At 51.5% G+C, this 26,178-nt stretch carries 25 protein-coding genes; 8 read left to right on the forward strand and 17 right to left on the reverse strand.

Annotated elements, in window-relative coordinates:
- Positions 1-299: 299 nt before the first annotated feature.
- On the reverse strand, positions 300-836 hold the full coding sequence (locus ACRDCA_RS23600) for a DUF924 family protein (protein ID WP_438691715.1): 537 nt from the start codon (positions 834-836) through the stop codon (positions 300-302).
- Between the two features lie 118 nt (positions 837-954).
- On the opposite strand from ACRDCA_RS23600, the gene moeA reads away from it, so the two are divergent.
- Positions 955-2,193: a molybdopterin molybdotransferase MoeA gene (moeA, locus tag ACRDCA_RS23605; RefSeq protein ID WP_438691716.1), complete on the forward strand. Its 1,239-nt coding sequence runs from the start codon at positions 955-957 to the stop codon at positions 2,191-2,193.
- Positions 2,194-2,195: 2 nt separating this feature from the next.
- The gene (moeB, locus tag ACRDCA_RS23610; protein ID WP_438691717.1) at positions 2,196-2,945 is read left to right on the forward strand and encodes a molybdopterin-synthase adenylyltransferase MoeB; all 750 of its coding nucleotides are present in this window, start codon (positions 2,196-2,198) and stop codon (positions 2,943-2,945) included.
- A 155-nt stretch (positions 2,946-3,100) separates the two neighbouring features.
- Here moeB and ACRDCA_RS23615 read toward each other — a convergent pair whose 3' ends face one another.
- Both ACRDCA_RS23615 and cynR read right to left on the reverse strand, forming a co-directional pair.
- Entirely contained in the window at positions 3,101-4,693 is a 1,593-nt protein-coding gene (locus tag ACRDCA_RS23615; RefSeq protein ID WP_438691718.1) for an ABC-F family ATPase, read from the reverse strand.
- Positions 4,694-5,564: 871 nt separating this feature from the next.
- The gene (gene cynR / locus ACRDCA_RS23620) at positions 5,565-6,443 is read right to left on the reverse strand and encodes a transcriptional regulator CynR (protein WP_438691719.1); all 879 of its coding nucleotides are present in this window, start codon (positions 6,441-6,443) and stop codon (positions 5,565-5,567) included.
- Between the two features lie 118 nt (positions 6,444-6,561).
- Here cynR and ACRDCA_RS23625 point away from each other — a divergent pair, with 118 nt between their 5' ends.
- Together ACRDCA_RS23625 and cynS are read left to right on the forward strand one after the other, a co-directional pair.
- On the forward strand, positions 6,562-7,215 hold the full coding sequence (locus ACRDCA_RS23625) for a carbonic anhydrase (RefSeq protein WP_438691720.1): 654 nt from the start codon (positions 6,562-6,564) through the stop codon (positions 7,213-7,215).
- A 17-nt stretch (positions 7,216-7,232) separates the two neighbouring features.
- Positions 7,233-7,703: a cyanase gene (cynS, locus tag ACRDCA_RS23630; protein WP_438691721.1), complete on the forward strand. Its 471-nt coding sequence runs from the start codon at positions 7,233-7,235 to the stop codon at positions 7,701-7,703.
- A gap of 68 nt (positions 7,704-7,771) precedes the next feature.
- On the opposite strand, the gene ACRDCA_RS23635 is transcribed toward cynS, so the two are convergent.
- The 11 genes from ACRDCA_RS23635 to ACRDCA_RS23685 form a co-directional block, all read right to left on the reverse strand.
- Positions 7,772-8,794 carry a fimbrial protein gene (locus tag ACRDCA_RS23635; protein ID WP_438691722.1) on the reverse strand — a complete coding sequence of 341 codons (1,023 nt, stop codon included), beginning with the start codon at positions 8,792-8,794 and terminating at the stop codon, positions 7,772-7,774.
- Between the two features lie 29 nt (positions 8,795-8,823).
- Positions 8,824-9,444 carry a hypothetical protein gene (locus ACRDCA_RS23640; protein ID WP_438691723.1) on the reverse strand — a complete coding sequence of 207 codons (621 nt, stop codon included), beginning with the start codon at positions 9,442-9,444 and terminating at the stop codon, positions 8,824-8,826.
- A 56-nt stretch (positions 9,445-9,500) separates the two neighbouring features.
- On the reverse strand, positions 9,501-10,022 hold the full coding sequence (locus ACRDCA_RS23645) for a fimbrial protein (protein ID WP_438691724.1): 522 nt from the start codon (positions 10,020-10,022) through the stop codon (positions 9,501-9,503).
- A gap of 15 nt (positions 10,023-10,037) precedes the next feature.
- Positions 10,038-10,526 carry a fimbrial protein gene (locus tag ACRDCA_RS23650; protein ID WP_438691725.1) on the reverse strand — a complete coding sequence of 163 codons (489 nt, stop codon included), beginning with the start codon at positions 10,524-10,526 and terminating at the stop codon, positions 10,038-10,040.
- 78 nt (positions 10,527-10,604) lie between these two features.
- Positions 10,605-11,318, reverse strand: coding sequence for a fimbria/pilus periplasmic chaperone (locus ACRDCA_RS23655; RefSeq protein ID WP_438691726.1), 714 nt, complete (start codon positions 11,316-11,318; stop codon positions 10,605-10,607).
- A 15-nt stretch (positions 11,319-11,333) separates the two neighbouring features.
- The gene (locus ACRDCA_RS23660; protein WP_438691727.1) at positions 11,334-13,817 is read right to left on the reverse strand and encodes a fimbria/pilus outer membrane usher protein; all 2,484 of its coding nucleotides are present in this window, start codon (positions 13,815-13,817) and stop codon (positions 11,334-11,336) included.
- A gap of 125 nt (positions 13,818-13,942) precedes the next feature.
- Positions 13,943-14,491: a fimbrial protein gene (locus ACRDCA_RS23665; RefSeq protein WP_438691728.1), complete on the reverse strand. Its 549-nt coding sequence runs from the start codon at positions 14,489-14,491 to the stop codon at positions 13,943-13,945.
- Between the two features lie 325 nt (positions 14,492-14,816).
- On the reverse strand, positions 14,817-15,305 hold the full coding sequence (locus tag ACRDCA_RS23670; protein ID WP_438691729.1) for a hypothetical protein: 489 nt from the start codon (positions 15,303-15,305) through the stop codon (positions 14,817-14,819).
- 2 nt (positions 15,306-15,307) lie between these two features.
- The gene (locus ACRDCA_RS23675; protein WP_438691730.1) at positions 15,308-16,126 is read right to left on the reverse strand and encodes a winged helix-turn-helix domain-containing protein; all 819 of its coding nucleotides are present in this window, start codon (positions 16,124-16,126) and stop codon (positions 15,308-15,310) included.
- A 265-nt stretch (positions 16,127-16,391) separates the two neighbouring features.
- Positions 16,392-16,739 (reverse strand): antibiotic biosynthesis monooxygenase family protein, encoded by a 348-nt coding sequence (locus tag ACRDCA_RS23680; protein ID WP_438691731.1) that lies wholly within the window; start codon positions 16,737-16,739, stop codon positions 16,392-16,394.
- Positions 16,720-17,688, reverse strand: a complete 969-nt coding sequence (locus ACRDCA_RS23685) for a cytochrome P450 (protein WP_438691732.1) — start codon at positions 17,686-17,688, stop codon at positions 16,720-16,722. Before ACRDCA_RS23685 ends, ACRDCA_RS23680 begins: the two co-directional genes overlap by 20 nt.
- Before the next feature lie 80 nt (positions 17,689-17,768).
- On the opposite strand from ACRDCA_RS23685, the gene ACRDCA_RS23690 reads away from it, so the two are divergent.
- From ACRDCA_RS23690 to ACRDCA_RS23705, 4 genes are all read left to right on the forward strand, one after another.
- A complete protein-coding gene (locus tag ACRDCA_RS23690; RefSeq protein ID WP_438691733.1) occupies positions 17,769-18,452 on the forward strand; it encodes an ArsR/SmtB family transcription factor in 684 nt (227 codons plus the stop codon).
- Positions 18,453-18,529: 77 nt separating this feature from the next.
- Positions 18,530-19,237, forward strand: coding sequence for a glutathione S-transferase N-terminal domain-containing protein (locus ACRDCA_RS23695; RefSeq protein ID WP_438691734.1), 708 nt, complete (start codon positions 18,530-18,532; stop codon positions 19,235-19,237).
- A gap of 130 nt (positions 19,238-19,367) precedes the next feature.
- Complete coding sequence (phoA, locus tag ACRDCA_RS23700) at positions 19,368-20,780, forward strand: alkaline phosphatase (protein WP_438691735.1); 1,413 nt, start codon at positions 19,368-19,370, stop codon at positions 20,778-20,780.
- A 351-nt stretch (positions 20,781-21,131) separates the two neighbouring features.
- A complete protein-coding gene (locus tag ACRDCA_RS23705) occupies positions 21,132-21,575 on the forward strand; it encodes a helix-turn-helix domain-containing protein (RefSeq protein ID WP_438691736.1) in 444 nt (147 codons plus the stop codon).
- Positions 21,576-21,630: 55 nt separating this feature from the next.
- Here the strand turns inward: ACRDCA_RS23705 and ACRDCA_RS23710 are convergent, their stop codons facing one another.
- From ACRDCA_RS23710 to ACRDCA_RS23720, 3 genes are all read right to left on the reverse strand, one after another.
- Positions 21,631-22,662, reverse strand: coding sequence for a fimbrial protein (locus ACRDCA_RS23710; RefSeq protein ID WP_438691737.1), 1,032 nt, complete (start codon positions 22,660-22,662; stop codon positions 21,631-21,633).
- Entirely contained in the window at positions 22,659-25,214 is a 2,556-nt protein-coding gene (locus ACRDCA_RS23715) for a fimbria/pilus outer membrane usher protein (RefSeq protein WP_438691738.1), read from the reverse strand. Before ACRDCA_RS23715 ends, ACRDCA_RS23710 begins: the two co-directional genes overlap by 4 nt.
- 73 nt (positions 25,215-25,287) lie before the next feature.
- Positions 25,288-26,019: a fimbrial biogenesis chaperone gene (locus ACRDCA_RS23720; protein WP_438691739.1), complete on the reverse strand. Its 732-nt coding sequence runs from the start codon at positions 26,017-26,019 to the stop codon at positions 25,288-25,290.
- Between the last annotated feature and the right edge of the window lie 159 nt (positions 26,020-26,178).

Consider the following 26,178-nt stretch of genomic DNA (forward strand, 5'->3'; position numbering starts at 1 on the left):
TTCAAGCTGCTACAGCATGAAAAGGGAGGGAGAGTTATTATTTGGTCTTTTTCGACTATATTTAGCCCGGCAATCGATGTAAAGCACAAACTGACTGCCAAGCATTAAGCGTAGTCTGCTTAGACTCTTTTGTGCATTGAAAGAGCTAAACGGTATAAAAACAGGGTGTTAACTGGCTTTTATTTGACAATGGACACATTTTTACCCCGCGAGAAAATAGCCCGGCTAACCTCGTGCTTTATAATCTTGCCCCCAGGAGCCGCAGCATAATTCACAATCTGCAGCTCAATGAAATATATTCAGAAACCCGATCCCGGTTGTTGTAGAAATTCCTGCTCCTCAAAGGTAGATTCCCGGCCTAATATCTCGTTGCGATGGGGATAACGGCCAAAACGATCGATTATCGCTTTATGACGTAATTCAAACTCCAGCTGATTACCGTTATTCAGTTGGCTAAACAGCACCACCGCCTGCTGGTGGATCAAGGCGGATTCAGAATGCATAAAGGGCAGATAGAGGAAGCCGCGCTGCTCAACCGGCAAGGTTGCGCATAATCCAGTGGCGATCGCTTCCTGAGCCAGCACCAACGCCATCCCGTCACAGGAAAAGGAGCCTGGCGTGTTGCGGAACAGGTTACGGCTGAACTGATCGAGCACGATGATCTCCGCCAGTCTGCCAGTGATGGTTGCACGCCAATGCGCCAGTTCCCCATGTGCCGCCGCCTGCCACAGCTGGCCGAAGCGGGTATGCAGCAAACGATCGAACTCGTCGTCCTTTTTAAACCACATGACCGGGTCAATCTCTGCGAACCAAAAATCCAGTACCTGCTTGTGCATGGTTGTCTCCTGTTAGCGATTACCTGAGGCCTCTGGCATTTCTCCCCTTAGGTGTTATCTGCCATAATAGCGCCACTTTGCTGAAAAATTCGCGCACGCTGATTACGGAGTTTTGTTTATGGATCATTGTCATACTTCTGACCTTATTTCTCTTGAGCAGGCACTGGAGAAGATGCTCTCCCAGATCGCGCCACTGCAACAGAGCGAATCCATCGCCTTGACCAGCGCCGCCGGGCGCATTACTGCCATCCCGGTTGTTTCCCCCATTGATGTCCCGCCCTTCGCCAACTCGGCGATGGACGGCTACGCGGTACGCCTGAATGACCTGAACGGCAACACGCCATTGCCAGTAGCGGGTAAAGCCTTTGCCGGTGCTCCTTTTAGCGATGCCTGGCCCGCCAACACCTGCGTACGTATCATGACCGGCGCGCCAATTCCGGCCGGTGCGGATGCGGTGATCATGCAAGAACAAGCTGAGGTTACGGAGGCTGGAGTACGCTTCAACGCACCGGTAACCGCAGGGCAGAATATTCGTTTGGCTGGTGAAGATATCCTGCGTGGCGCGAGCGTGCTACCTGCCGGGGTTACGCTTGGGGCCGCACAGCTCCCTCTGCTCGCCTCATTGGGCGTGGCCGATGTCCAGGTGATGCGTAAATTGAAAGTGGCAGTGTTCTCTACCGGTGACGAGTTGCAACCGGTCGGCCAGCCGCTGCAAGCCGGGCAGATCTACGACACCAACCGCTTTGCCGTACGCCTGATGCTGGAACAGCTCGGCTGCAGCGTGATCGATTTGGGCATTATTCGCGATAATCAGGAGGCCTTGCGTGCGGCGTTTATCCAGGCGGATAGCGAAGCGGACGTGGTGATCAGCAGCGGCGGGGTTTCCGTTGGCGAAGCCGATTACACCAAGCAGATGCTGGATGAACTGGGTAAAGTCAGCTTCTGGAAGCTGGCGATTAAACCGGGCAAGCCTTTTGCTTTTGGCAAGCTTCAGCACGCCTGGTTCTGTGGCCTGCCCGGCAACCCGGTATCCGCAGCATTGACCTTTTACCAACTGGTGCAACCGCTGCTGGCCAAGCTGGCCGGTCACACCGAATGGCAGTTGCCACCGCGCCTGAAAGCGCGCGCCCTGACGCCACTGAAAAAATCGCCGGGCCGCCTCGATTTCCAGCGCGGTATTTTCAGCAGCAATGCCCAAGGCGAGCTGGAGGTGAGCAGCACCGGCCATCAGGGCTCCCACGTATTCAGTTCGTTCAGCCAGGGTAACTGCTTTATCGTGCTGGAACGCGACCGTGGTTCGGTAGCGGCCGGAGAAACGGTAGAGATCGAACCTTTCAATGCGTTACTGAGGAGCTGAACATGCTGCCGGAATTAACCGATGCGGAAACGCTGCGCTACAACCGCCAGATCGTGCTGCGGGGGTTCGACTTCGACGGTCAGGAAAAGCTGAAGGCCGCGCACGTGCTGATTGTAGGGCTTGGCGGGCTTGGCTGTGCGGCGGCACCCTATTTGGCGGCCGCTGGCGTCGGCCATCTGACGCTGGTTGATTTCGACACCGTTTCCCTCTCCAACCTCCAGCGCCAAATCCTGCACCGGGATGCGGGTATTGGCATGGCAAAGGTCGAATCCGCACGGCTCGAACTTAGCGCCATCAATCCGCATAGCCATATTGATACATTGGACGCACAGCTGGATGACGAGCAAATGGCGGCGCAGATTGCCGCCAGCGACGTGGTGCTGGATTGTACCGATAACGTGGCTACCCGCGACCTGCTCAACCGCCTGTGCCATGCGCAGCGCAAACCGCTGGTATCAGGGGCCGCCATCCGCATGGAAGGTCAGCTCAGCGTGTTTACCTATCAGCCGGAACAACCCTGTTATCGTTGCCTGAGCAGGCTGTTTGGTGAAAACGCGCTTACCTGCGTTGAGGCTGGCGTGATGGCTCCGTTGGTGGGCACGATCGGTACGTTACAGGCGATGGAGGCTATCAAGCTGTTGGCAGACTACGGCCAACCTTTGGTGGGTAAATTGTTGATGTTTGATGCGATGAGCATGCAGTTTCGTGAGATGAAGCTGCCGAAGGATCCACAGTGTGAAGTCTGTGGTTGAGGGCCGCCCCTCACCCCAGCCCTCTCCCAAAGGGCGAGGGGGCTGATTAGCGCTTTTGATTAGCCACTGCGGCTTCGGGAGCCACAACCGGCAACATCAAACTCGATCGGTTCCCTCTCCTTGGGGAGAGGGGCGTACAGTAAGACGCTAAGGGATCAGGAAATACCCTGGCTACGCAGATAGTCTTCGTAGTTGCCGGTAAAGTCGACCACTTTGTTCGGCGTCATTTCCAGAATGCGGGTAGCCAGCGAGCTGACGAACTCACGGTCGTGGGAAACGAAGATCAAGGTACCTTCATACATTTCCAGCGCCATGTTCAGTGACTCGATGGATTCCATATCCATGTGGTTGGTCGGTTCATCCATAATCAGGATATTCGGGCGCTGCATCATCAACTTACCGAACAGCATGCGACCCTTCTCACCACCGGACAGCACTTTTACGCGCTTCTTGATATCGTCCTGGCTGAACAGCAAGCGGCCGAGAATGCCACGTACCGCCTGCTCATCGTCCTTTTCCTGCTTCCACTGGCTCATCCAGTCGAATACGCTCAGGGTTTCATCGAACTCGTATTCGTGATCCTGTGCGTAGTAACCGATTTTGGCGTTTTCCGACCATTTCACGCTGCCGTTATCCGGCTGCAACTCACCCACCAGCGTTTTCAGCAAGGTAGATTTACCGATACCGTTAGCACCCAGGATCGCTACCTTCTCGCCCACTTCAACCATCAGGTTGAGTTTGCTGAACAGCGGACCGTTGTCGAAGCCTTTGGCCAGCGCTTCGACTTCCAGCGCGTTACGGAACAGCTTCTTGTCCTGCTCAAAACGGATGAACGGGTTCTGACGGCTGGAGGCTTTCACCTCTTCCAGCTGGATCTTGTCGATCTGGCGGGCACGGGAAGTCGCCTGCTTGGATTTGGAGGCGTTGGCGCTGAAGCGGCTAACGAAAGACTGCAATTCGTTAATCTGCGCCTTCTTCTTGGCGTTGTCAGACATCAGACGCTCACGGGCCTGGGTGGCCGCCGTCATGTATTCATCGTAGTTGCCTGGATAGACACGCAGTTCGCCGTAGTCCAGATCCGCCATGTGGGTACATACCATGTTCAGGAAGTGACGGTCGTGCGAAATGATGATCATGGTGCTGTTACGTTCGTTCAGCACCTGCTCCAGCCAGCGAATGGTATCGATGTCCAGGTTGTTGGTGGGTTCGTCGAGCAGCAGGATTTCTGGGTCGGAGAACAGCGCCTGAGCCAATAGAACACGCAGTTTAAAGCCGGGAGCGATCTCGCTCATCGGGCCATAATGCTGTTCTACCGGAATACCCACGCCGAGCAGCAACTCACCGGCACGTGCTTCTGCGGTGTAGCCGTCCATCTCGCCATAGGCCACTTCCAGATCGGCCACTTTGTAGCCGTCTTCTTCGCTCATCTCCGCCATGGCGTAAATGCGGTCACGCTCTTCCTTCACCGCCCACAGTTCGGTGTGGCCCATGATCACGGTGTCCAGCACGCTGAACTCTTCAAAAGCGAACTGGTCCTGGCGCAGTTTACCCAGACGCTCGTTCGGATCCAGGAACACGTTACCGCCGCTCGGCACCAGATCGCCGCCGAGGATTTTCATGAACGTCGATTTGCCGCAGCCGTTGGCCCCGATCAGACCATAGCGGTTACCGCCGCCAAATTTGACAGAGATGTTTTCAAACAACGGCTTACTGCCGAACTGCATAGTGATGTTGTTAGTGCTTAACACAGCGCTCGCTCTTAATTTGATTGGGAATGTGATTTGGCGCGCATTATGCCATAACGGCGGTCAGAGATCGCGGGGATTTTTGGTTGAAATTTGAGCACAGTTCAACATTAACCGGGATGAGCGCAATATCCACACAAACCGAAGTGTCATAACGGCGCTTATCTTTGATTATTAATCTGCCAAGAGTAATGCAGACTAATAATTCTTATCAATGGGTATAATATAAGTTAATGCGATTGAAACAATTATTGTACCACTGATGTAAAGCACTCTCTCCATTACTGTATCAAAATGAAAAAAGAAATACACGCATAGAAGAAAGCAGATGGAGCCTAGCAAGTGAATCAAAGTGTTTGCTATAGTGAAACACACTTTGTCTTTAAATTTTTTTCCCATTTAGCTCTTTCTCCACAAGTGATACTATTTTATTAAACGGTTCCTGACCCTGTTTCTGTCTAACAGAGAGAGCATCAATAAACGGATCAACAAAGGGTTGAATCAAGAAATAAAGAAAGTCTAAATCGCCTTTGTGCCTGAGAGCATAGTACACTGAGAGATTTTTATCTTTCAACTCTTCTGACTTGTAAATGCTTCTTGTCGCTTGCTACTCCGTGTGCTAGTCCTACGAGCATCTCTGGCGTTAGTATCACCTGCACTATTCGCTTAGCTATTGCTTGATATTCCATATCACCTCCATTTGAAGCAGCCATTATACAATATGACTAATGTGTTATCAATTCATGTAGTGTTTCCACATAAATAAGATTTTATGCACATATATTCGCTTTATTTTTTCAGGATAAACCAACAATTAAATTTATCTTACTAGCGGTTTAATTAGCGAATAACACCGCTGCACCACTCAGCCTATTTACAACCTCAACTCATACAACATGGCAATAAACGCTTGCGACGCGGCGCTGCGATAGCCCTCTTTACGTTGCAACACCACGGCATGGCGTTCGGGCATCGGCACTGCAAGCTCAACGGGGAGCAGCAACGGGTTATTCCGGGCGATAGCCTGTGGCAGGATGGTGGCCAACTGACCATGGCGCACAATCTCGACGATGGCATTAATCGCGTTGGCTTCCATCGCCACCTGGGGCCGAATGGCATGCTGCTGGCAATATTGATCCACGTAATGTCGCGTGGCAAAGTCGCCATTGAGTAACACCAACGGCATCAGTTGCAACTCCGCCAGGCTCAAAGCGGCGTGGCGGTTGGCAAGGCAATGATCCTTACCGACCATCAGTTGCAACCGCTCCGGGAACAGCCTGGTAGCGGCTATATCCGCGGAGTGCACCGGCTCAAAGGCAATGCCGAGATCCAACCGATCGTCGCATAATAATGCCTCCATCTTATCCTGCGTCATCTCTTGGATATTTAGCGTAATGCCGGGATAGCGCCGGAAGAAACCGTCCACCAACGGGCCGATCAGGTAGGAAGTAAATGTCGGCGTCATCGCCAGGCGCAGGTTACCGCGTGCCAACGTCGCCACATCCTGGATCGCCCGTTTGCCAGCATCCAGATCCTGTAACGCCAGCCGGGCATAGCGCATCCAGGCCTGCCCCGCATCGGTGAGCTGTACCCTGCGCCCGGAGCGGTCGAACAATTCCACCTGCAATGACTCTTCCAACTGTTTGATCTGTTGCGACAAGGTTGGCTGAGAAACGTGCAGCACCTCCGCCGCCCGGGTGAAGTTCCCCTGCTCTGCCACCGCCAAAAAGTAACGAATGTGCCGCAGCAACATAACGCCTCAACTATTAGTTATACCTATTGAGGTAATTATAAATGAGTCTTGGAACCTATAGCTAGAAAAGTCCATTCTTGCCGCCATTGACAGCAAGCAACACATTGATGGAGTCACCATGCAAGAGGTTATTGACGGTTTTCTGAAGTTCCAGCGCGAGGCCTTTGTCGAGCGCACAGAGCTGTTCAAACGTCTGGCAACCAGCCAGAAGCCACGCACCCTGTTTATCTCATGTTCCGACAGCCGATTGGTGCCGGAACTGATCACCCAACGCGAACCGGGCGACCTGTTCGTTATTCGTAACGCCGGCAATATCGTACCTTCGTTCGGGCCGGAGCCCGGCGGCGTTTCGGCCTCGGTGGAATATGCCGTTGCCGCGCTGGGCGTAGAGGACATCGTAATTTGCGGCCATTCCGATTGCGGTGCGATGACCGCCATCGCCACCTGCCAATGCCTCGATCATATGCCAACCGTGGCCCACTGGTTGCGCTATGCCGATGCCGCCAAGGCGGTCAATCAGGCCAATGAACATGCCACAGAGCATGAGCGGATTAACTCAATGGTGCGTGAAAATGTCATCGCACAGTTGACTAACCTGAAAACTCACCCTTCGGTTGCGCTAGCGCTCGATCGAGGCAATCTGCGGCTACATGGGTGGATCTACGATATCGCCACCGGCTGTATTGAAGCATTAGATGGCAACACTCGCCGTTTCGTCCCGCTGGCCAGCAATCCGCGCGTCACCGCCAGCACGGATACTCAACGTTTCTAAACTAAAAAGGGTTTCACATGACACAATCACTGCATAGTACTTCAGCACGCCAGAGCCTGACCGACATCATCATGGATGCCAAAGTCCGTAAGGGCCTGACCTTTGAGGCGATCAATCAAGGCACTGGCCTAAGCCTGGCGTTTGTTACCGCCGCGCTGCTCGGTCAGCACCCGTTACCGGAGCAAGCCGCCCGCGTGGTAGCCGCTAAACTGGAACTGGATGAAGACGCCGTGCGCCTGCTGCAAACCATCCCGGTGCGTGGCAGCATCCCCGGCGGCGTGCCGACCGACCCGACCATTTATCGTTTCTATGAGATGGTGCAGATCTACGGCTCAACCCTGCGCGCGCTGGTGCATGAACAATTCGGCGATGGGGTGATCAGCGCGATCAACTTCAAGCTGGATATCAAAAAGGTTCAGGACCCTGATGGGGGTGAGCGCGCGGTGATCACGCTGGATGGTAAATACTTGCCAACCAAGCCTTTCTAAGCATTTACGCCACCAAGTAAGCTAAATTCAGCGTCCGGTTACGGCGCTGAATTTCCCAGGGATCACACTTATTGTACCGACATGATCAAGGTGGCAGATGCCGTGAAACTGCCGGTAATAGACTTGGTCAAATCCCGGGCCACCGGAGCTACCTGTAACTCATCTTGCCCAAAGCCATCAAGCAGCGCGGTACTGAATTTTTGGTTCGGTTTGACCACTTGGCCGTTACGGCTGACCATAATCCCAACGTCATCGGGCAGCGTGGTGGCGATCAGCTCTGACGAGAAAGCCGCTGGAGCCGCAATAAGATTAATATCGATATCTTGCGTCACCGCAGTGTTACAACGGTATTGCAGCGGTATGGTTTTGGCATAACGACTTCCATCGCTGCTGAGCTTGGTATTATCGATATCACCAAAGTCCACCTCAATGGCAGCCCCCTGGTTAATGGTACATACGACGGGTACCGGAATAAGTTGCCCCGCAGTCGACATACTCATAATTGGGGTGTCATTAACCACAGTCGGTTGTTGATAATTACCTTTACTGACTAAACGGTAGCCACGGAATAACTTGACCATTGGAGGAACTCTCACCACTCCCCCCAGTTGATCGCGGCGTAAACGCAGCGTAATGGTGGATCCTCCGTCATTAGCGAATGTAATCAGTCTGTTATAGCGGCGGCTCGGCATACCATCCCCACCATTCTCTCCAAAGAGAATTCCTGCCGAAGGAACAACATGAAATGCCTCCCCCAAGAGGTTTATTTTAACGTCAAAATCTTCGTTTACCTTATAAAAGCTATTACCAAATTCCGAGGGGGGTAAATCTATCCGAGTCAGGTAATAACTGTATACGTTTGGAGTGGTCCCCAGAGCGTAGTTAGACCAGCAACTCACATAATAACTAGGTACGCCACTGTATTCGAACGCGGCCGTTGCCCCCTCCTTGCTACTGGAAAAGCGCCCTTTGATCAGCGTGACACGAAAATTATTATCCCCATAATATGGCCAACAGGTCTGTTCCACCTCTTTAGCCTTCGCCACTATAGGAATAAAACATAATAAGGTAAGGATCAATCTCACTATCATAGCAACCCCTAATAATGCTGGCTTTATGATTAAAGCAACTCTATCGCATTACGATTATTAAGAATAAAAGAGTAAAGCTCGTAATTGTTTTGTAAATTCAGTTTTTTCATTGCCGTTTTTTTTTGGGAAAAAATGGTTTTGACATCTTTCTTCAGTATCCAGGATATGCTGGTCAAAGACCGCTCCTTAGACAGCAGTTTAATGACTTTTATTTCATTAATGGAGAGTCGAGATCTGCCGCAGAAGTGACATAATTTAGAAAAAACACCGTCACTCGCTATGGATTTCATTCGCTCACGATGTTCCAACTGACGAAAAATCCGTTCCATTACCAGGGCTAGAGGCTCATCTCTATAGATAACCGGGAGATGCCTCAAGCATTCGCAAATCAGGTTTCTTTCTTTATCATCCCATCCCCGCTCCACGATGGGAAAAAAGATCCCTTTGAAGCTATGTACCATATATGGCATGGCCAGTAAGCAGTCGGTTCCTGGTTCGATTTGGTGAAACAGGATATCGGCATGCGGAGCTTCACTGGGCCAATCAAAAAGCTGAAATAGTTTCCTGTGCGCTAAAAGTTCATGTTCCAGGCACAGTCTTAGCCCCAATGCAAAGGCTGCATTGCTGTCATTGATAACCACCCTCAGCATAATTCCCTCTATAATAAGATAACCTTAACTAAGTCCGCTACAGATTGTCCATGTCATTAAGGATAACTCAGGGTAAATGCCACATTAGCGGTAAAATCCCCCTCAGTAATCCTCTGTTGTTCAATCGCCCATTTTGATGCACTGACGTAAGCGGCAAACCTCAAAGTACGGTTACCGTCAGTGAGTAAATAAGTTTTAACCGTCCTGTTAATTTCCAGCGGTTTTCCTTCGGCAGTCTCCAAGCCTATCGCAATACCTTCCGCCAAGCCGTTTACGGCCAGCAAACCAGGTTGCTGTAAGTCCTCAACGCCATTGAAACCGATCTCAACGCTGCTGCCCAAGCTGATATCACACTCCTCAAGGACAATAGAAAAGCTATAACCGTGGGTGCGTGGATGCAAATAAAGTGTATTTTTAATGACATTACCTAATTTAACGGTTTGTTTAGCCGAAACCATGCTAAGCGTGCAGGGTTCCTCAACCAACTCGCCGTGAATATACATATTATGATCTTGCGACCAACTAACTCTATTGATGCCAACCAGCACCCAGACACAAAATATCATCCGATAAAGCATCGTGCGCCCTTCCACTTAAAAGTAACTAGATACCAAGGTCGCAACCGCATTGAATGGCCCTGCCACCAAAGGAATTGCTGTATCCTTTTTTACCGGCACCGCAATAAAGCTGAATGTTTTTTGGTCTAGCGCATCAAAAAATTTATTTAGCACAATGGGCTCGCCATTAATATTCTGAATGGCAATCCCCAAGTTGTTTACGTTGGTGGTTAATACATTCCCCTTACCACCTAATGTTTCTCCTTGTAGTTCTAAACGTAATTTTTTGCCCACACCTTGCTTACAATTTAGGGCAACCGCCGTGATTTTTGCATATCTCACACCGTCTACTTTGTTAATGCCAACTTTGTCAAAATTGACGTCAATGGTTTTACCGCCGTTAAATTCACAGGCTGGCTCGAAGATACGCCCTTTGAAGTTCATGGCCGTACCACATTCGGCCTGTACCTGCGACACACCAATCGCCAGCAGCACGAATACCGCAATAAAAGAGTTGCCTAACATTAAGCCTCCACCCACCGAGCAATGCCGACCGTTTAAGGCTAATACTTCCAGCCTTAATAAGGATCAGGAAGTTTATCCTCACAGACCTTTTGCACTACAGCGCTGCTGTACGCAGGTCAAAACCAGTTCAGGCCGGCCACCATAATCATTGATATAAGTGACAACAGGTGAGTCATAGACCGTAGACTTCACCACGGTGCGGCTTTTCGGCGCCAGGGTTACCGGCACAAAATCGTTGTCTTCACGCTCTGCCCGCGCAGCAATCCCAACCACGGTGATGTAGTACGGCGTCGGATTTTCAATCTGGTAACCTTTAGCTGTTTTGTGTAGCACCAACTGGTTTTGCCAAACCGTCCCGGGCTTTGCCACAATAGAGGCCGGGCGATAGAACATCTTCACTTTGGTCTGTAAGGCTATTTGCATCACATTGGGCTTGTCACTGCGTGGCGGAATTTCACGCAGATTAAAATAAAACAAGCTCTCACGATCCTGAGGCAAGGCTTTAACTTCTGGCAGGGCTGAAATTCTCACCATACTTTTGGCTCCAGGTTCAACACGCTGGAGCGGAGGCGTGACAATGAATGGCCCCGCGATTTTCTGCTGTTGGTGATCCTCAATCCACGCCTGGGCCAAATAAGGTAACTGTTTATTCTCATTACTGATGTTCAGGCTGATGGCTTTGCTGTTCCCTTCATAAACCACCCGGGTACGGTCCAGGGCAATGGCGGAAAAAGCCGTGTTAATCGACGTGATATTCAGCACAATCAACATCATGAAAGTTAATTTACTCATCGCGTTATCTCTTGATTACTTAATATAGTGGCATGGCAACAATAAATTCCCCTGAGCCAACATTTTTGCAGGCAACGTCACCTGGCACTGTTTGGCCCCATTCCAGTTCACGCTGAGTGATTCACCCGCAGTGATACCAGAAAGATAAGTCAGCCCCCCCTCACTCACGATGGCTAACTCACGCCCTTTGGCATTCATCACGCTCGCGCCAAACGGAGGATATTTACCCTCTGGCAGCACAATAACCGACATGGCTTTTTCACCTTTCAGCAAGGCAAAGCGCCGATAGCCAATTGCGCCTTCAGTTAACGTCGCCTCAACAACCCCCTTGCTAACTTCAACATCATCAGCAAGTTGGTTTATATCCACACTGGTGTCCGTACGGTAGTAACTATTTACATTCGCCAACACGGCAATGCCGAAACGGTTGCTGTGAACTACCCCTCCCGCTATCGGCACGCCGGCAATCCCCTCGGTGCTTAGCATCAAACGCGTCCCCCCATTCATGCCAACAGGATGCAGTGCCGCACCTTTTGCCGTAGCGGTTAAACCACCTTGAATAGACACCCCGGCCGAAGTGTTGCTATTTTGCAAATAAGCACCATTCAGACTGATTTCTGCGGTATCCCCCCTATGGGTGTAAAAACCATTGACTTGAGTTGCCACCTGCTCGCTACCCAGATTATTAACCCCGGCAGAGACACGGTAATTGTTATTCATGTCAATATTATTGGTATAACTCACCGCCTGATTAAAACGGTTATTCGAACTCTGCCCGCTATAACCCAGGCTTTTGCCATTGTCCAACGGAATAGACAGGCTAAAAAAAATTGCATCGTTATAACCTTGTTGATATTGACTACGGCTAGCGGACAAGTTTAGCGAAATATTGTTGTGGCCCATAATATCGAAATAACGGTTTACCGACAGGCTGTAGCTGTCCTCCGGTTGACGATCCCAATAGCTTTGATGGGTATAGGTGGCATACAGGCTGAGCTGCGCTTGCGTAAAGCTCTTATTGGCCGTAACGGTGTACATTTCTTTGCTGTGTGCCACCGTGTTGCCCCCGAAGCGGTTATCCAGATATTGCCCCATCGACATAAAATCACGCTCAGAAAAACGATAGCCCGCGAACGTGACCTCACTATCAAACTCATCAAAACGCTTGGAATAACTGAGGCGATAAGACTTGCCTTGTTTCCTGTTTTCGCTATGCGGTAGCGTGGCGAGAGACTGCGTCACATCCGCCGACAGTGCGCCCAGCATAAACAGATTACGCCCCAGCCCAATGGAAAATGCCTGGTAGTTGTTGGCACCTATACCGCCACCATAAAGCGACCAGTCATTGGCAACGCCCCATGAAAATTCGCCACTGGCAAACAATGGCCCTTCTCTATGGTGTCCATAGGTCGTGGGGCGGCCGACGGCGGTTTTATAACGCACCGTACCCGGGCGCGTCAGATACGGCACGCTGGCGCTATCAACCGTAAAAGTTTGCTGGGTACCATCTTGTTCATTCACATGAACATCCAGCCTGCCGCTGACAGCACGGTTCAAATCCCGAATGCTGAATGGCCCGGATGCAACCGTAGTTTCATAAATCACTCGCCCTTGCTGTGAAACGACCACCGTGGCGTTGGTTTTTGCAATACCGCGCACTTCCGGAGCGTAGCCACGCAGGTTTGGCGGCATCATGCGTTCATCACTTGCCAGACTCACCCCGGTGAAACGGAACGAATCAAAAATGTCTGAATAAAAATAGTTTTCACCCAGCATCAGCGTTGCATTTAGCCGAGGTATCGCTCGGTAAGCATACCAGCGGCTCCAATCAAAGTTACGCTGAGCCTGGCCCGTCGAAGAAGAGAACTCATAGCTGCCCTGATAATCTCCCCGCAGTCGCCAAGCCCCGATATTTACCCCAGCGGTACCACTTAGGCTGGTATTTCTTGAGGTTCCCCCCTGATGCACTTTGCTGGTTGATGCGTTAAGGCTATAGTCCAGCAGCAGACCCGGCAGGCCGTTATCCCAGCGGGACGAGGGCAACCAGTTGGGATCGCTATATTCCAAAAATGCCTGAGGCGCATTGATGTATAGCGTACCGCTGGCAATGTCGCCCTTGAGCGTCAAACCTTTCAATGCAGAAAAATCCGCACACTGGGCCTGATGCCAAAAGATGATCTTGCTCACCGCCTCCTCCGTCAGGCCAAGTCTGTCGACCAACGGCGCTGGGAAGCAAATTTTGCTGGCGTTGCTTGTTTCCGCGTCGGAATAAAAGGGGATTGTCTGTTCACCATCGGCAATGTTCTGCTCATTGAGATAAACGGCCAGCAGATAATTGCCCGGCATCACATAGCCGGACTGTGAAAATCGCGAAATATCGACGTTATCTCTATCTGCAGCGTCTAATACATCGAAGTTGAATTCTATTGCTTGCGATAACTTACTGAACCCCAATAGTGACATCAAGATCGCCGTCGTAATCTTATTGATTCCGTTCATGATTCAATCCAGAAATAACAATCCATTTTCAAAAAAGATATATAAGATTACTTTCCAACAAAAAATAATGCCTATCGCTAACCAAAAACGAGCATAGGGTATAACTACCCTATGCTGCGAAACGATTAAGGGTAAGTCAGTGTGAAGTTAGCAACGCTGCTAAATTCACCAGGGGTTACGATGCCGTCCACTTTATTGCCCTGCAGATAAGCAGAGAAGTTTAGCTTGTTATTACCCGCCAACAGACCACGTGCGACAGAAGCCTGGCCTAACGTAATTTGAGTACCGCTGCCATCGGTTAAAGCAACACCCGCCCCCTTTGCAGTTCCGGTAATGCCCAGCAGCTTGTCATTCTCACCATCTTTAGAGCCACCGAAGGTGATAATGACGCTTTTCTTGGTGGTAGTATCACACTTCTCCAAATCAATGGTGAAATTGCGTGGTGTAGACGTACCCGCCTTTGCCAATAGCGTATTAGATACCTGGCCAAGATCGACGGTTTGATTAGAGCTCTCTGGCGTAATGGAGCACGGAGCATCGATAATTGAACCGGTAAAGGTAATATTGCCGCTGCCCTGATCGGTAGCTTTAACCGGTTCTTCTGCTGCGCTCACGCCCAATGCGGCAAAACCAGCAGCCATCACCATTGCCAATACAATTTTATTCGTTTTCATAACTATTTCCATTCAGTTAATTTTAATATAAGCCCTCGCATTAGATGCCAAGGCATCACAACAGAAATGCCTACCAAGTTGCGATGGGGAATATATTAGCCTGTGAGTTAACAAAAACAGCAATTAACTCTTCTTAAACAGAATAAAGTAAGACAACCGGAATAAAATCAGATATAAATCAATGCAATATGGTAAACCATCAGTCTTTTAAATGGTTATTTAAGGCCATTTAAGATAGCGTAAATAAAAAAGGTCAAGCTCGCACAGCGAATATGACCTTTTTTTAGCGTTGTTTAGCTAATCGATACGCTATGCCGAGTATAAATCACTTAACGAAACGACATAGGAGTTGTGGGATTGGATTGGTGGAAATCAGATATCCGTTTCGACCATTACGCTGTATGCCCAGGTTAGTCCAGCCATCCTGCTCTCTGATATAGCTATAGAGATATTTTTTAGCTAATAGATCAGGAAGCGTGTCGAACGGAGCAATATTGAGCTTTTCAGTTCTAACCAAAAATGAATTATCATTGCGAACCGTGTAACTCACCTCAGCATCCCGTTTAATGGTAAAAGCCTCCCCCTGATCGATCAGCGTTCCACTATATGAAATCACACCATGCCCATTTGAAAACAAGAATAGTATACCGGCTTGTATAACAACGATCTTTTTATCCGATACATACTCATATTGAACCTGAGAGTAACAGTTGATACCATCCTTTAGCTGTTTATCATTCATATAGTCGATATAGGTAAAAACACCTAAGGTCACCAAGACCAGTGATAAAAGAAAAGCCATTTTTATTTTCATTATCAGCTCTCAATGAAATATCGATATCTGGAAAAGCAGTTTGTCATTTTATGCAAAATATCACCATCACAGATAATAAAAGACTCTCGTGGCAACCCAGTATAGAGTGAAACGTACACCCGCTCTTTATTATTACAAAAAAGCTTGGCATTAAATTCAGGTTTATTACTATTGCTTTTTATTTTATTAATCAAATAATCACTAGCGTAAATGCGACATTGATTATATGTCCCCCAATAAGAGTAATTATAAAATCTGCTTTGTGTATCTAGATATTTACCGTAAATGAAATTTGAGGAAACAACAATAACAAATAAAATTAGAGAAAAACCTAAAAACAGCATGCCTATTTTTTTAAGATTATTTATACGCTTACCTCCTGAAACACTCAATTTAAAAGAGACGTTTTCAGTGGTGGGCTCATCAGGATGGCTATTTTTCAGCAGAGGCTGGTTATCCATAGCAATCAAGGCATCCTCAACATAATGCTCAATATTCACGGTTTCTGCTATCAGCATGCCACGTCTGGGGATGGTGACAATCACATCATCCTGAATACCCAACTGCCTGAATGCTCGCCTAATCATTGCGACATTTTGATATAGTGTATTGGAGTTAATAGGAATGCCATATTTTTCCCACACTTCCTCAAAGAGTTCTTTTTGCGTGGTAATATCGGGTCTGTTTTTTAATAAAATCATCAAACAATTATTAGCTGGTGTTGTCAGAACGATTTCATCTTTTTTCCCCTCGATATCACTCAGAGTTCCTGAACTCTTATCGTAGATCACGTGATGATTTAAGATGATTTTACTGCTCATAACGGCTCTTTTTAAATTAGTATATTAAATATTCCATTTAAGGCCGCACAGAATAAGGCATGATTAGATATCAATCAATAATTTTACAAGAAAAATCCTAGAAATTAACGGGCAATGTAAAATATTGACACTTACCTTTCCCACCAATTTCTCCCCCCAACCACCAGCGTTACGATTAGAAAGCAAAATAAAAACAAGGCCATGCCTGTCAGACATGGCCAGTATGGCGTTGAATCAGATCACCATATCCCAGGGAAACGCGACGTCAGTCAGTATGAAAATGCTTACTATCCGCCGGAGCCTGCTCACGCGGCTCCAGCCCATAATCCCGCACCACCTCGGCCACTCGCAGCCGGTAATATTCCAGCACCTCATGCCTGCCACGCGCCTGGGCCTGACGGTGTTGCTCCAGGTTGCGCCACTGCTGTACTGCCGCTTCGTCACGCCAGAAAGACAGCGATAGTAATTTGTCCGGTTCACTCAGGCTCTGGAAACGCTCAATGGAGATAAAACCGTCAATTTCCGCTAACAACGGCTTCAGCTCCGCCGCCAGTTCAAGATAGGTTTCCCTCTGCCCTGTGGCAGCCCGTAGTTCAAAAATCACCGCGATCATCAGCATGCTCCTTAGCAGAATAAAATTCAGGTACCCGCGCATTCTGTGAAACGCGCCAGCGAAAATGGCTCAACCATTCGGGTTTGATGTTAAGTACAGATATTGCCGCCAAGGCAATGATCCTTGCCCAACGTTCTCCCGGGCATCGATGAGCACCATAACCAAAGGCAAAGCTTTCCTCTGGCGTTTTCAAGTGCACCAACACGCTTTGGCCCTTGGCTAACGGCTTCCCGTCTAGCCAGGTATCTTCTACTGCAAACCTGCGAGTAGTATGGATCGGCGGAGATTGTTGCAACACCGCCAGGATCAACTCTTCTGCTGACTGATGGCGTTGATTTGCCAGCAATAACGTTTTGCCGATTAATCCGGCGGTGCCCTCACAGGCCTGAAACAACAGCCCGATGGCATTGGCTATCGCCAGCGAACGATCGCCACATTGTTGGCACAGCTGTTCAAACAATCGGCCATCTGCCTGCTGCATACGGAGCTGCAATTTTCCGGCGGCAACGGCCCCCGCGGCCATTTGCTCTGCGCTGCCGCCGGGAGCAATACAACGCACAAAGTCTAAAACCTCATCCACCAAGGTCGCTCGATCCCGATGGGCTATGCCCAGCAATTCCGCCAGTACGCAGACCGGCAAAGCATAGTTGAACCACGTGAGTTGCTCTGCCGTTGTCAAACTGCCCGCCAACCGCTGGGCCACATCGACCGTCGTTTGGCGGATCTCGTCATCGCCGTGCCAATCCAGGGCCGCCTCGATCGCAAGCTTTAATTCACTCTGCCGTACACCATCATTCATGCGTACCAGCGAGGCGAAGATCGATTGAGCCGGCGTCCCGATCAATGCCATGGGAACCGGCTCATCCGTAGGGCGAACGCCGAGGTGAGGATGGCTTAAGGCTTCACGCACCGCTTGCCGCGATGCAGCAGAAAAAGGGCAGGCCGTCATTAGTCGTTTCCTTCATATCGCACAGGGGAAACGCCATTGTCGGGTTAGACCCGCGGTAATACTTCGGTTATGCTCGAAGTATGAATGACAATACGCTTGAAGACCGCCTGGCCGCTTTGACGGCCGCCATTGCCGATCGCACCCGAGCGCGTATGCTGTGCCTGCTGATGGATGGGCGCGCCTACACTGCCACCGAGCTTAGCGCGGCGGTAGACGTCGCAGCCTCTACCGCCAGCAGCCATCTGGCACGCTTGCAGGAACAGAACCTGATCGGTTGTGTCAAACAGGGCCGTAACCGCTTTTACCGTCTGGCGGGCAAACCGGTGGCTGATATGCTGGAAACGCTGATGGCGCTGGCCGGAGTAGAACGCCCGCAGGTCAAAAGCCGTACTCCAGCCTCATTGCGTTATGCCCGTACCTGCTATGACCATATGGCGGGCGAGATCGCGGTTCAACTACATCACCAACTGCTGACGCGAGCCTGGCTTATTGGTGATAACGACTATCAGCTCAGTGCAACTGGGCAGTCGGCTTTGACAAGGTTAGGCATCGACTGCTCCCCAGCCCCGACTCGACGACGCTTTGCCTGCGATTGCCTGGACTGGAGCGAACGCAAGGCTCACCTCGGTGGCGCATTGGGTGCCGCCATGTTGGCCGCATTCGAAAAGCGTGGATGGGTTCAGCGTCAGTTGGACAGCCGCGAACTGCAGCTGACCGCCACGGGTAAAAAAGCGTTAAACGCACATTTTGGTCTATCACTTTAGTTCCATTGCACGCTAGCTTAGCTGCCATACTCAATGGGCTTTCCTGTTGATGAACCCGTAAAGTCTGAGGAACGATCATGTCCGATATTAACCAATTCCCGATCGCCCAACGTTGGCCCGCCAAACACCCTGAACGATTACAGCTCTACTCACTGCCAACGCCCAACGGGGTGAAAGTCTCCATCATGCTTGAAGAGATCGGCCTGCCTTACGAGGCACACCTGATCGACATCGGCAAAAATGAAACCTGGACGCCAGAGTTCCTGTCACTCAACCCTAACGGCAAAATTCCGGCCATTCTCGATCCTGCTGGCCCAGACGGTAAACCGCTGGCGCTGTTCGAATCCGGCGCCATCTTGCTGTATCTGGCAGAGAAATGCGGGCAATTTTTACCTAAGGATGCCGCCCTGCGTTATGAAACCATCCAATGGGTGTTTTTCCAGATGGCTTCCGTCGGGCCGATGTTCGGCCAACTAGGCTTCTTCCATAAATTTGCCGGACGCGAATATGAGGACAAACGGCCGCTGGAGCGCTATCAGAAAGAGTCCAAACGGTTGCTTGGCGTGCTGGAAGAGCGGCTGCGAGGGCGCGATTGGATCATGGGTACGGAATACACCATCGCCGATATTTCACTGCTCGGTTGGGTGCGCAACCTGATCGGCTTTTATGAAGCCCGCGATCTGGTGGAGTTCGACAGTTTCCCGCTCGTTGGCCAATGGCTGGAGCGTGGGTTGGCACGGCCTGCCGTACAGCGCGGCGTCAATATTCCTGCTCGCCAAGCCTGATGACACTATGGGATAGCCAAACCAGGCTATCCCTTTTTTTCGTCATAAAACTGTCACCTTCCTGCTCTACTCTCCCGTGTACCAAAATAATGCCAACCGTATTTTTGTTTTATGACAAGGAGCCCTACTCATGCAGCAGTCCGTTTCCCTGATCGCCGGTGCCGTATTATCCGCTCTGTTATGTTCCACCGCTCTGGCTGACAGCAATCCGCTCGACAGCCGTGCCGCACGTGGCGATATTACCGAACCCGGTGGAGCACGCCGTTTGGCAGGCGATCAAACCGCCGCGCTGCAAGCGTCACTGTCGAATAAAACCGCCAAAAACGTGATCCTGCTGATCGGCGATGGCATGGGCGATTCGGAAATCACCGGCGCACGCAACTATGCCGAAGGCGCAGGCGGTTACTTCAAAGGGATCGATGCCCTGCCGCTGACCGGCCAGTACACTCACTACTCGCTGGATAAGAAAAGCCATAAGCCAGACTATGTCACCGATTCTGCTGCCTCGGCCACCGCCTGGGCTACCGGCGTCAAGACCTACAACGGCGCGTTGGGCGTGGATGTCAACGGTAAAGATCAACCAACAATTTTGGAACTGGCCAAGGCCGCAGGGAAGGCCACCGGCAACGTCTCAACGGCAGAACTGCAAGATGCCACACCGGCCGCTTTGGTTTCGCACGTGACCTCTCGCAAATGTTACGGCCCAGAGGAAACCACTGAGCAATGCGTTGGCAACGCGCTGGAAAACGGCGGGCACGGCTCCATCACTGAACAATTGATTAAAACCCGCGCCGACGTCACGCTGGGCGGTGGGGCAAAATCTTTCACCCAGTTGGCGAAAAGCGGGGAATGGCAGGGAAAAACGCTGCAAGCACAGGCCGCGGCATTGGGCTACCAGTTGGTAAACGATGCCGAAAGCCTGAACGCGATTAACCTAGCCAATCAGCAAAAACCGCTGCTGGGCCTGTTTGCGCCAGGCAATATGCCGGTACGTTGGAAAGGGCCGAAAGCCTCCTTCCACGGTAATATCGATCAGCCTGCCGTAACCTGCGAAAATAACCCAGAGCGCGGTGCCAGTGTACCGACGCTGGCGGCGATGACCGAGAAGGCCATCGATCTGCTGAAGACTAACCCGAACGGCTTCTTCTTACAGGTGGAAGGTGCATCGATCGACAAACAGGATCATGATGCCAATCCGTGCGGCCAGTTTGGCGAAACGGTCGATCTGGATGAGGCGGTACAAAAAGCGCTGGAGTTTGCCCGCGCCGACGGCAACACCCTGGTGATTGTCACCGCCGACCACGCTCACTCCAGCCAGATTATTGCTGCCAAAGCCAAAGCGCCGGGGCTGACTCAGGCGTTAACCACCAAAGACGGTGCGGTGATGACCATCAGCTACGGCAACTCGGAAGAAGGCTCGCAAGGCCATACCGGTACTCAGTTGCGCGTGGCCGCTTATGGTCCGCATGCCGCCAACGTGGTGGGGCTGACCGATCAGACCGATCTGTTCTTCACCATGCGCGATGCCATGAATATCAAATAATCAAGATGGGTGCATCCCCCCTCACCCTCTCCCACAGGGAGAGGGAACCGAATGTGCTACCTGTTAACTCCTGCATCTGACCGTAGCTCCGGATCAGCCCCCTCTCCCTCGAACAAGTATTCAGCTTGCCCCAGTCCGTACAGTGGGAGAGGGCTGGGGTGAGGGGAAGCATCTATTCCCGCCAAATTACCTAAACCCCTACCCCGGATGGAGCATTTTTCGCCACGTCAATTATCCAAGTTTGGGCTTGCGTAACCGCCAATGCACGCCTATTATCAAAGAATAAACTTGGATTATTAAGTCCCATTTGACTGTGACCCGAATGTCGTCGCTGCAGGAGAATTAAAACCCATGGATCGCGCCAATATCATTCACGATTTGCTGAACTGGATCGAAACCCACCTGGATCAACCGCTGCTGCTGGATAACGTGGCGGCAAAATCTGGCTACTCCAAATGGCATCTGCAACGGATGTTCCGCAGTACCACCGGCCATGCGCTAGGCAGCTATATCCGCGAGCGCCGTTTGTCGAAAGCCGCACAGGCACTACGTGCCACACCTCGTCCTATTCTGGATATCGCCCTGCAGTTCCATTTTGATTCCCAGCCTTCATTTTCCCGGGCATTCAAAAAACAGTTTGGCGAAACGCCAGCCGTCTATCGCCGCACGCCGCAGCAAGATGAAGTTGCCCTCCCCTCAGAGCACAGCTATCGGCATAGCTCACCAAGTCTGCATTCATTGTATAAACGCCAATGCGTGGACGAAGGTTGCACCAACTGGGTCGGCCAGCGCTAATAGCAAAAAGGCCAACGGGCGATCCCATTGGCCTTTGGTTGATACCGCGCGATCCTCAGTTATATTCGAGGGTAAAGGTGGCAATCGACTTGATGGTGCCACCCTTCATTTTCGCGGCGGTTTGATAGTAACGCGCCTTCAGCGGCAAGGTGATGGTATTGGTCTGGTTGGCAATGGTGTGCCCGGCATATACCGCGGTGCCACTGTTGATTGGCGTTGAGTTATTGCCGGTCAACAGTTGCACGGCAACGCCGCTGGCCGTATTGCTATCCTGCACCGGCTTGAGCACGCCCGGCGCATTCGAAGCATCGCGAGTGTAGTCAAAACGCACGTTCACCAGGCCTTCCCCCGTGCCGCCCGGCAACAGCTCCGTCCCCGTACCGCCAACGCAGTTGATGTTGATCGAAAAGTCCTGCTCGGCGGTGGTACTCCCCACGCCTTTAAACGCCGCGGTGGCTACCGTGCTCAGGTTGATCACCTTGTTTTTCGAACCCGCATCCACCGAACAGGACGAGGTAACAATGGTGATACTGTTCGCCAATACGTGGGAGATCAGGATCGGTTTTGATGGGCCGGTGCCGTCTGCATAATAAGAAGAGTATTGTCCGGGAGCCAGCGAACCAGTGCCGGTATTTTGGGCAATCTTGATCACTTCAACCACAAAATACCCATCAGCCAGATACACCGCGCCGTTACGGTAGATCTCATGCGGATAATAAGCGCCTTCCTGCGTGCCGATCTGGCGATACAGCCGCAATCCCACTCCTGGGACGTTGGTGGTCCAGATTTTGTCGCTGATGGAACTCGGGCCACCTTGCAAAATACGGCCATACAGCGTGCTGTTACCCCGGCAGGAGATATTGTTATCCCGGCGAATATCGAACTTGCCGGTAGCCAGAATATCGCCCACTTTGGTCGTCGGCGTGATCAATACCCGGCCGACGTTCATAATGATGTCCTGCGGACGATTGGTGTTTACCTGGCACTGGGCATAAGCCAGCTGCGTTGCCGACATCAGCAAGGTAAACAGCATGGCTTGTTTAGGGCGCTGGCGCAGGGCGGTAAATTTCTGGATAACGTTAATCATTTGCAGCTCGCCTCGATAATTTCGTAATCAGTGCTGTTGTGGGCTTGGGCACGGTAGTTCACGGCACATTGCTGTGTCGGCTGTGTCCCCCATTTCACCAACAGCAGCCCCTGTAACGCTTCGGTACGCAGATAGATACGGCTGCCCTGGCCGACAATGCCGATCACCTGGTTACGGGTATCCAATACTTCTGCCCCGAAAGGTAACGCCGTGTCATTCGGGCCGAGGGCGTGGATAATCAGCGCCTGCCCTTTGACGGTCTTGAATTCCAGCTTGGCAATCGCACCGGCATAAGGCGCAACCTGCTGGCTGCTGCTTTCCAACTCGACATCACGTGACATGCCGTTGGGATCCAGCGTGACGTTGGTCATGCGGTATGGGGCAACATAAGGCACCACCGCATAGCCGTTATCATCGATGCGCACCCCAGGGGAGTTGGTAACGATCGCCCCTGCGGCATCCGGCGCTTCGATCAGCACCATGGTTTGGCCACGCTGAGGCGTCATGGTTACGCCGCCGCCATGTGCCACCACGCTGCCTGAAGCCCCGATGGACGACTGGCGGAAATCGCGGCCATAGCTGTAGGAACCATTCATGGTGGCGAAGCGGCTACGGTATTCCCCGCTCACGCTGGTATTGGTGCCGCCATTCTGGTCATTCGCCAAGGTGGCGCTGTAGCTGATGTTGTTATCCATGCCGGTTGAGCCGTTAATACCGATGCGGCTGCTGTCGTAGCCCCGATCGTTATAGGCCAAGGCGCTGTTGAGGCTGATATTTTGCGACCCGACATTGAACGGGATCGAGAAATTCAGGAAGTAACGGGTTTCATCGTGGTTATAGGTATCGGTGGTACGCATGGCGGACAAACCGTAGGTCACGCGGCCAAAGAAGTTGTTGTAACCCACCTGATACTGCTTGGAGCTACCACTGCGGTTCCAGTAATCACGCACTGAACCGGTGATATACAACGACCCCAGATTGCTGCCCAACCCTTGGTTCAGCGTCAGCTGATATTCACTGCGCTGGCGGTTAATCGCATCGGCACTCAAACCCCGGCTCTCGTTATCACGTGCATACACCGCATCACGCAGTGACAGGTAGCCGGAAGTCGAGTAGCGATAGGCCGCAATGGTGAAGTTGGTGTTGGTTTCCGACATCAGCTTGCTATAGCTGATCTTGTAGCTCTGGCCGGACATATCCCCCTGCTTCAGGCGGGTATTGGCCTGAGTCACGTCGACGGCAAAAGCCCCCAGCGGCGTTGCAACCGCACTCCCCAGCAGCACCGCGCTATAGCCATCGCTGACGGTGGCCCCGGTATAGCCGGTCAAAATATTGGTAAACCCGCGCTGATAAGTCGCCTGGAACATCTCGGGCTTATTATGTAAATTATCATCGCGAACTTGGCCAGCGGTTAACGCATAGCGCTGGATCCCCGGGCGTAACATCTGTGCTACCGAAGCATAGGGAACGCTGAACTGGCGCACGGAACCATCGGCCTCATTGACCGTAACGTCCAGATCGCCGCCGTAGCCGGTAGGGAACAGATCGTTAATCACGAATTCGCCCGGCGCTACCGTGGTTTGATAGATCAGTTGGTTGTTCTGGCGAATTTCCACCAGGGCGTTGCTTTGAGCCACGCCACGCACCACTGGCGCATAGCCGTTGAGAGAGTCTGGCAGCATGCGATCGTCGGTGCTCAGTTGCGCACCGCGAAAACCGATCGAATCGAAGAAGTCACCGCTGGTAAACGCATCCCCCAAGGTCAACATGCCGCGCACACCCGGAAGGGCGCGCTGTGCATAGGTGGCCGTGTTCTGCCAATGGGTGCTTTCCTGGCTGCGCCAGTTTACGTTCGAGTCATGGTGCAACTGCCAGCCAGCGATGTTCAACCCGGCGTTCATCGTCAGATAAGCGTTGGTCGAATCCGCACTGCCGCCGGAATTGGAACTGTGCGAGTTAAAGGCGTTGAAGTTATAGGACAGAAAACCGGCCGTGATGCCACGATCCCAGAATTTTGGATCGACATAACCGCGCGCGGTACGACGCAGCGCAGCCTGTGGAATGCTGACATCCATCCGCAAGGTGCTGGTATTGAGGCGGTAAGACGCTTCAGGCACCCATTCCCCCAGCGGCTTACAACTATTGGTGGTTACCGCCGGATTGCTGCCCATCGCGGCAGTATCGACGCCAAACTCCTCCAGAGACAACAGGCTAAAGCAGGTATCGGCACTGTCTTTACCCGGCACACTCTTGAATTCAATGTTCTTTTTGCCTTTCCATTCCCCGTTGACGTAAACATCCAGAGAATATTTTCCTGCCAGTACCGGGTTACCATCACGAAAACGCGAAAGATCAACGCCCTGCGCCTGGCCCACCAGGAAATTACTGTTGAAAGTGGCTTCGACCGGTGCCGCCGGTTTGGGATCGCTTTGCGCCGCTGCCTGAGAATATACCGGGGTGGCCAGGCAAAGGGCGCTGCCGGTCAGCAGCAGGATGGATCTGTAATTGAAAAGTGCCGACTTGACGGCGGCAGAGATAGGTAACTCGTTCATATCCATGCATTCCTTTACCAAATTAAGCGCCCCCGTTGGCTGACGTCACATCACGATTGGGGCTTTCCAGGCGTTACTTTTGCTGATTTTTGCTGCGTTTAACCCGGCCACCAAAGTCATTGATGGTGGTGTACTCAATATCAGCAATTCGCGAACTGTCGCCGGAAAAGGTCAACGTTTTTTCCTGGCCTGGAGCCAACATGTCACCATGCGGTGCCAGCGGGACTTTCTTGCGGTTGGCAACGGCATTGATTTCGGTAAAAGAGACATAAAACGGTGTTGGGTTCTTCACTTTTACGCCGTTCGCCACGAAGCTCCACTGCAGTTTTTCAGGCGCGTCATTGGCTACGCCGCTCAAACCCTCTGGGCGGTAGAACAATTTCACACGGGTTCTGAAAGCCACCTGCAGGAAGTTTTCTGGCGTGGTGTCGGCAGCCGCCCCGGTCGGTGCAGGGGGAATTTCCAGCACGTTCAACCAGAACAACGATTCTTTGTCTTGCGTCAGCGCCGTGGTGGTCAACGAAACGCGCAGCGCCTGGCCGCCGTTGGGTTCAATACGGCTGATAGGAGGCGAAATAATAAAGGGAGCCTTGCTGTTTTCTGGCGTTGTTTCCGCGTTACCCTCATCGATCCAGGCCTGGATCAGCGCCGGGGAAGTCCCATTATTGGATAATTGGACGGTCACTTCCCGCTGCTTGGCCGGATAAATAACGCGTGTACCGTTAACAATAACGCTGGCAAAAGCGCTGCTGCTGAAAAGCACGGCCATCAGCAATACGCTGTATTTCTTAAACGATGTTTTCATTTTAATATCACTACTATAGAAATACAGCGGGGGAATGATTTCCACCCGCCAAAATAGTTACCCGATACTTTTCATTCCCTGAATTCAAACGGTGGGGCGAAATTATTCACCCCAATAAATCACAGGGAACAAACAATGTTGTAACTTGAAAAGCGCTGA

Origin of the sequence: Serratia sp. (in: enterobacteria), from assembly GCF_051654945.1 — a bacterium.
In the GTDB taxonomy this organism is placed as follows: Bacteria; Pseudomonadota; Gammaproteobacteria; order Enterobacterales; family Enterobacteriaceae; genus Chania.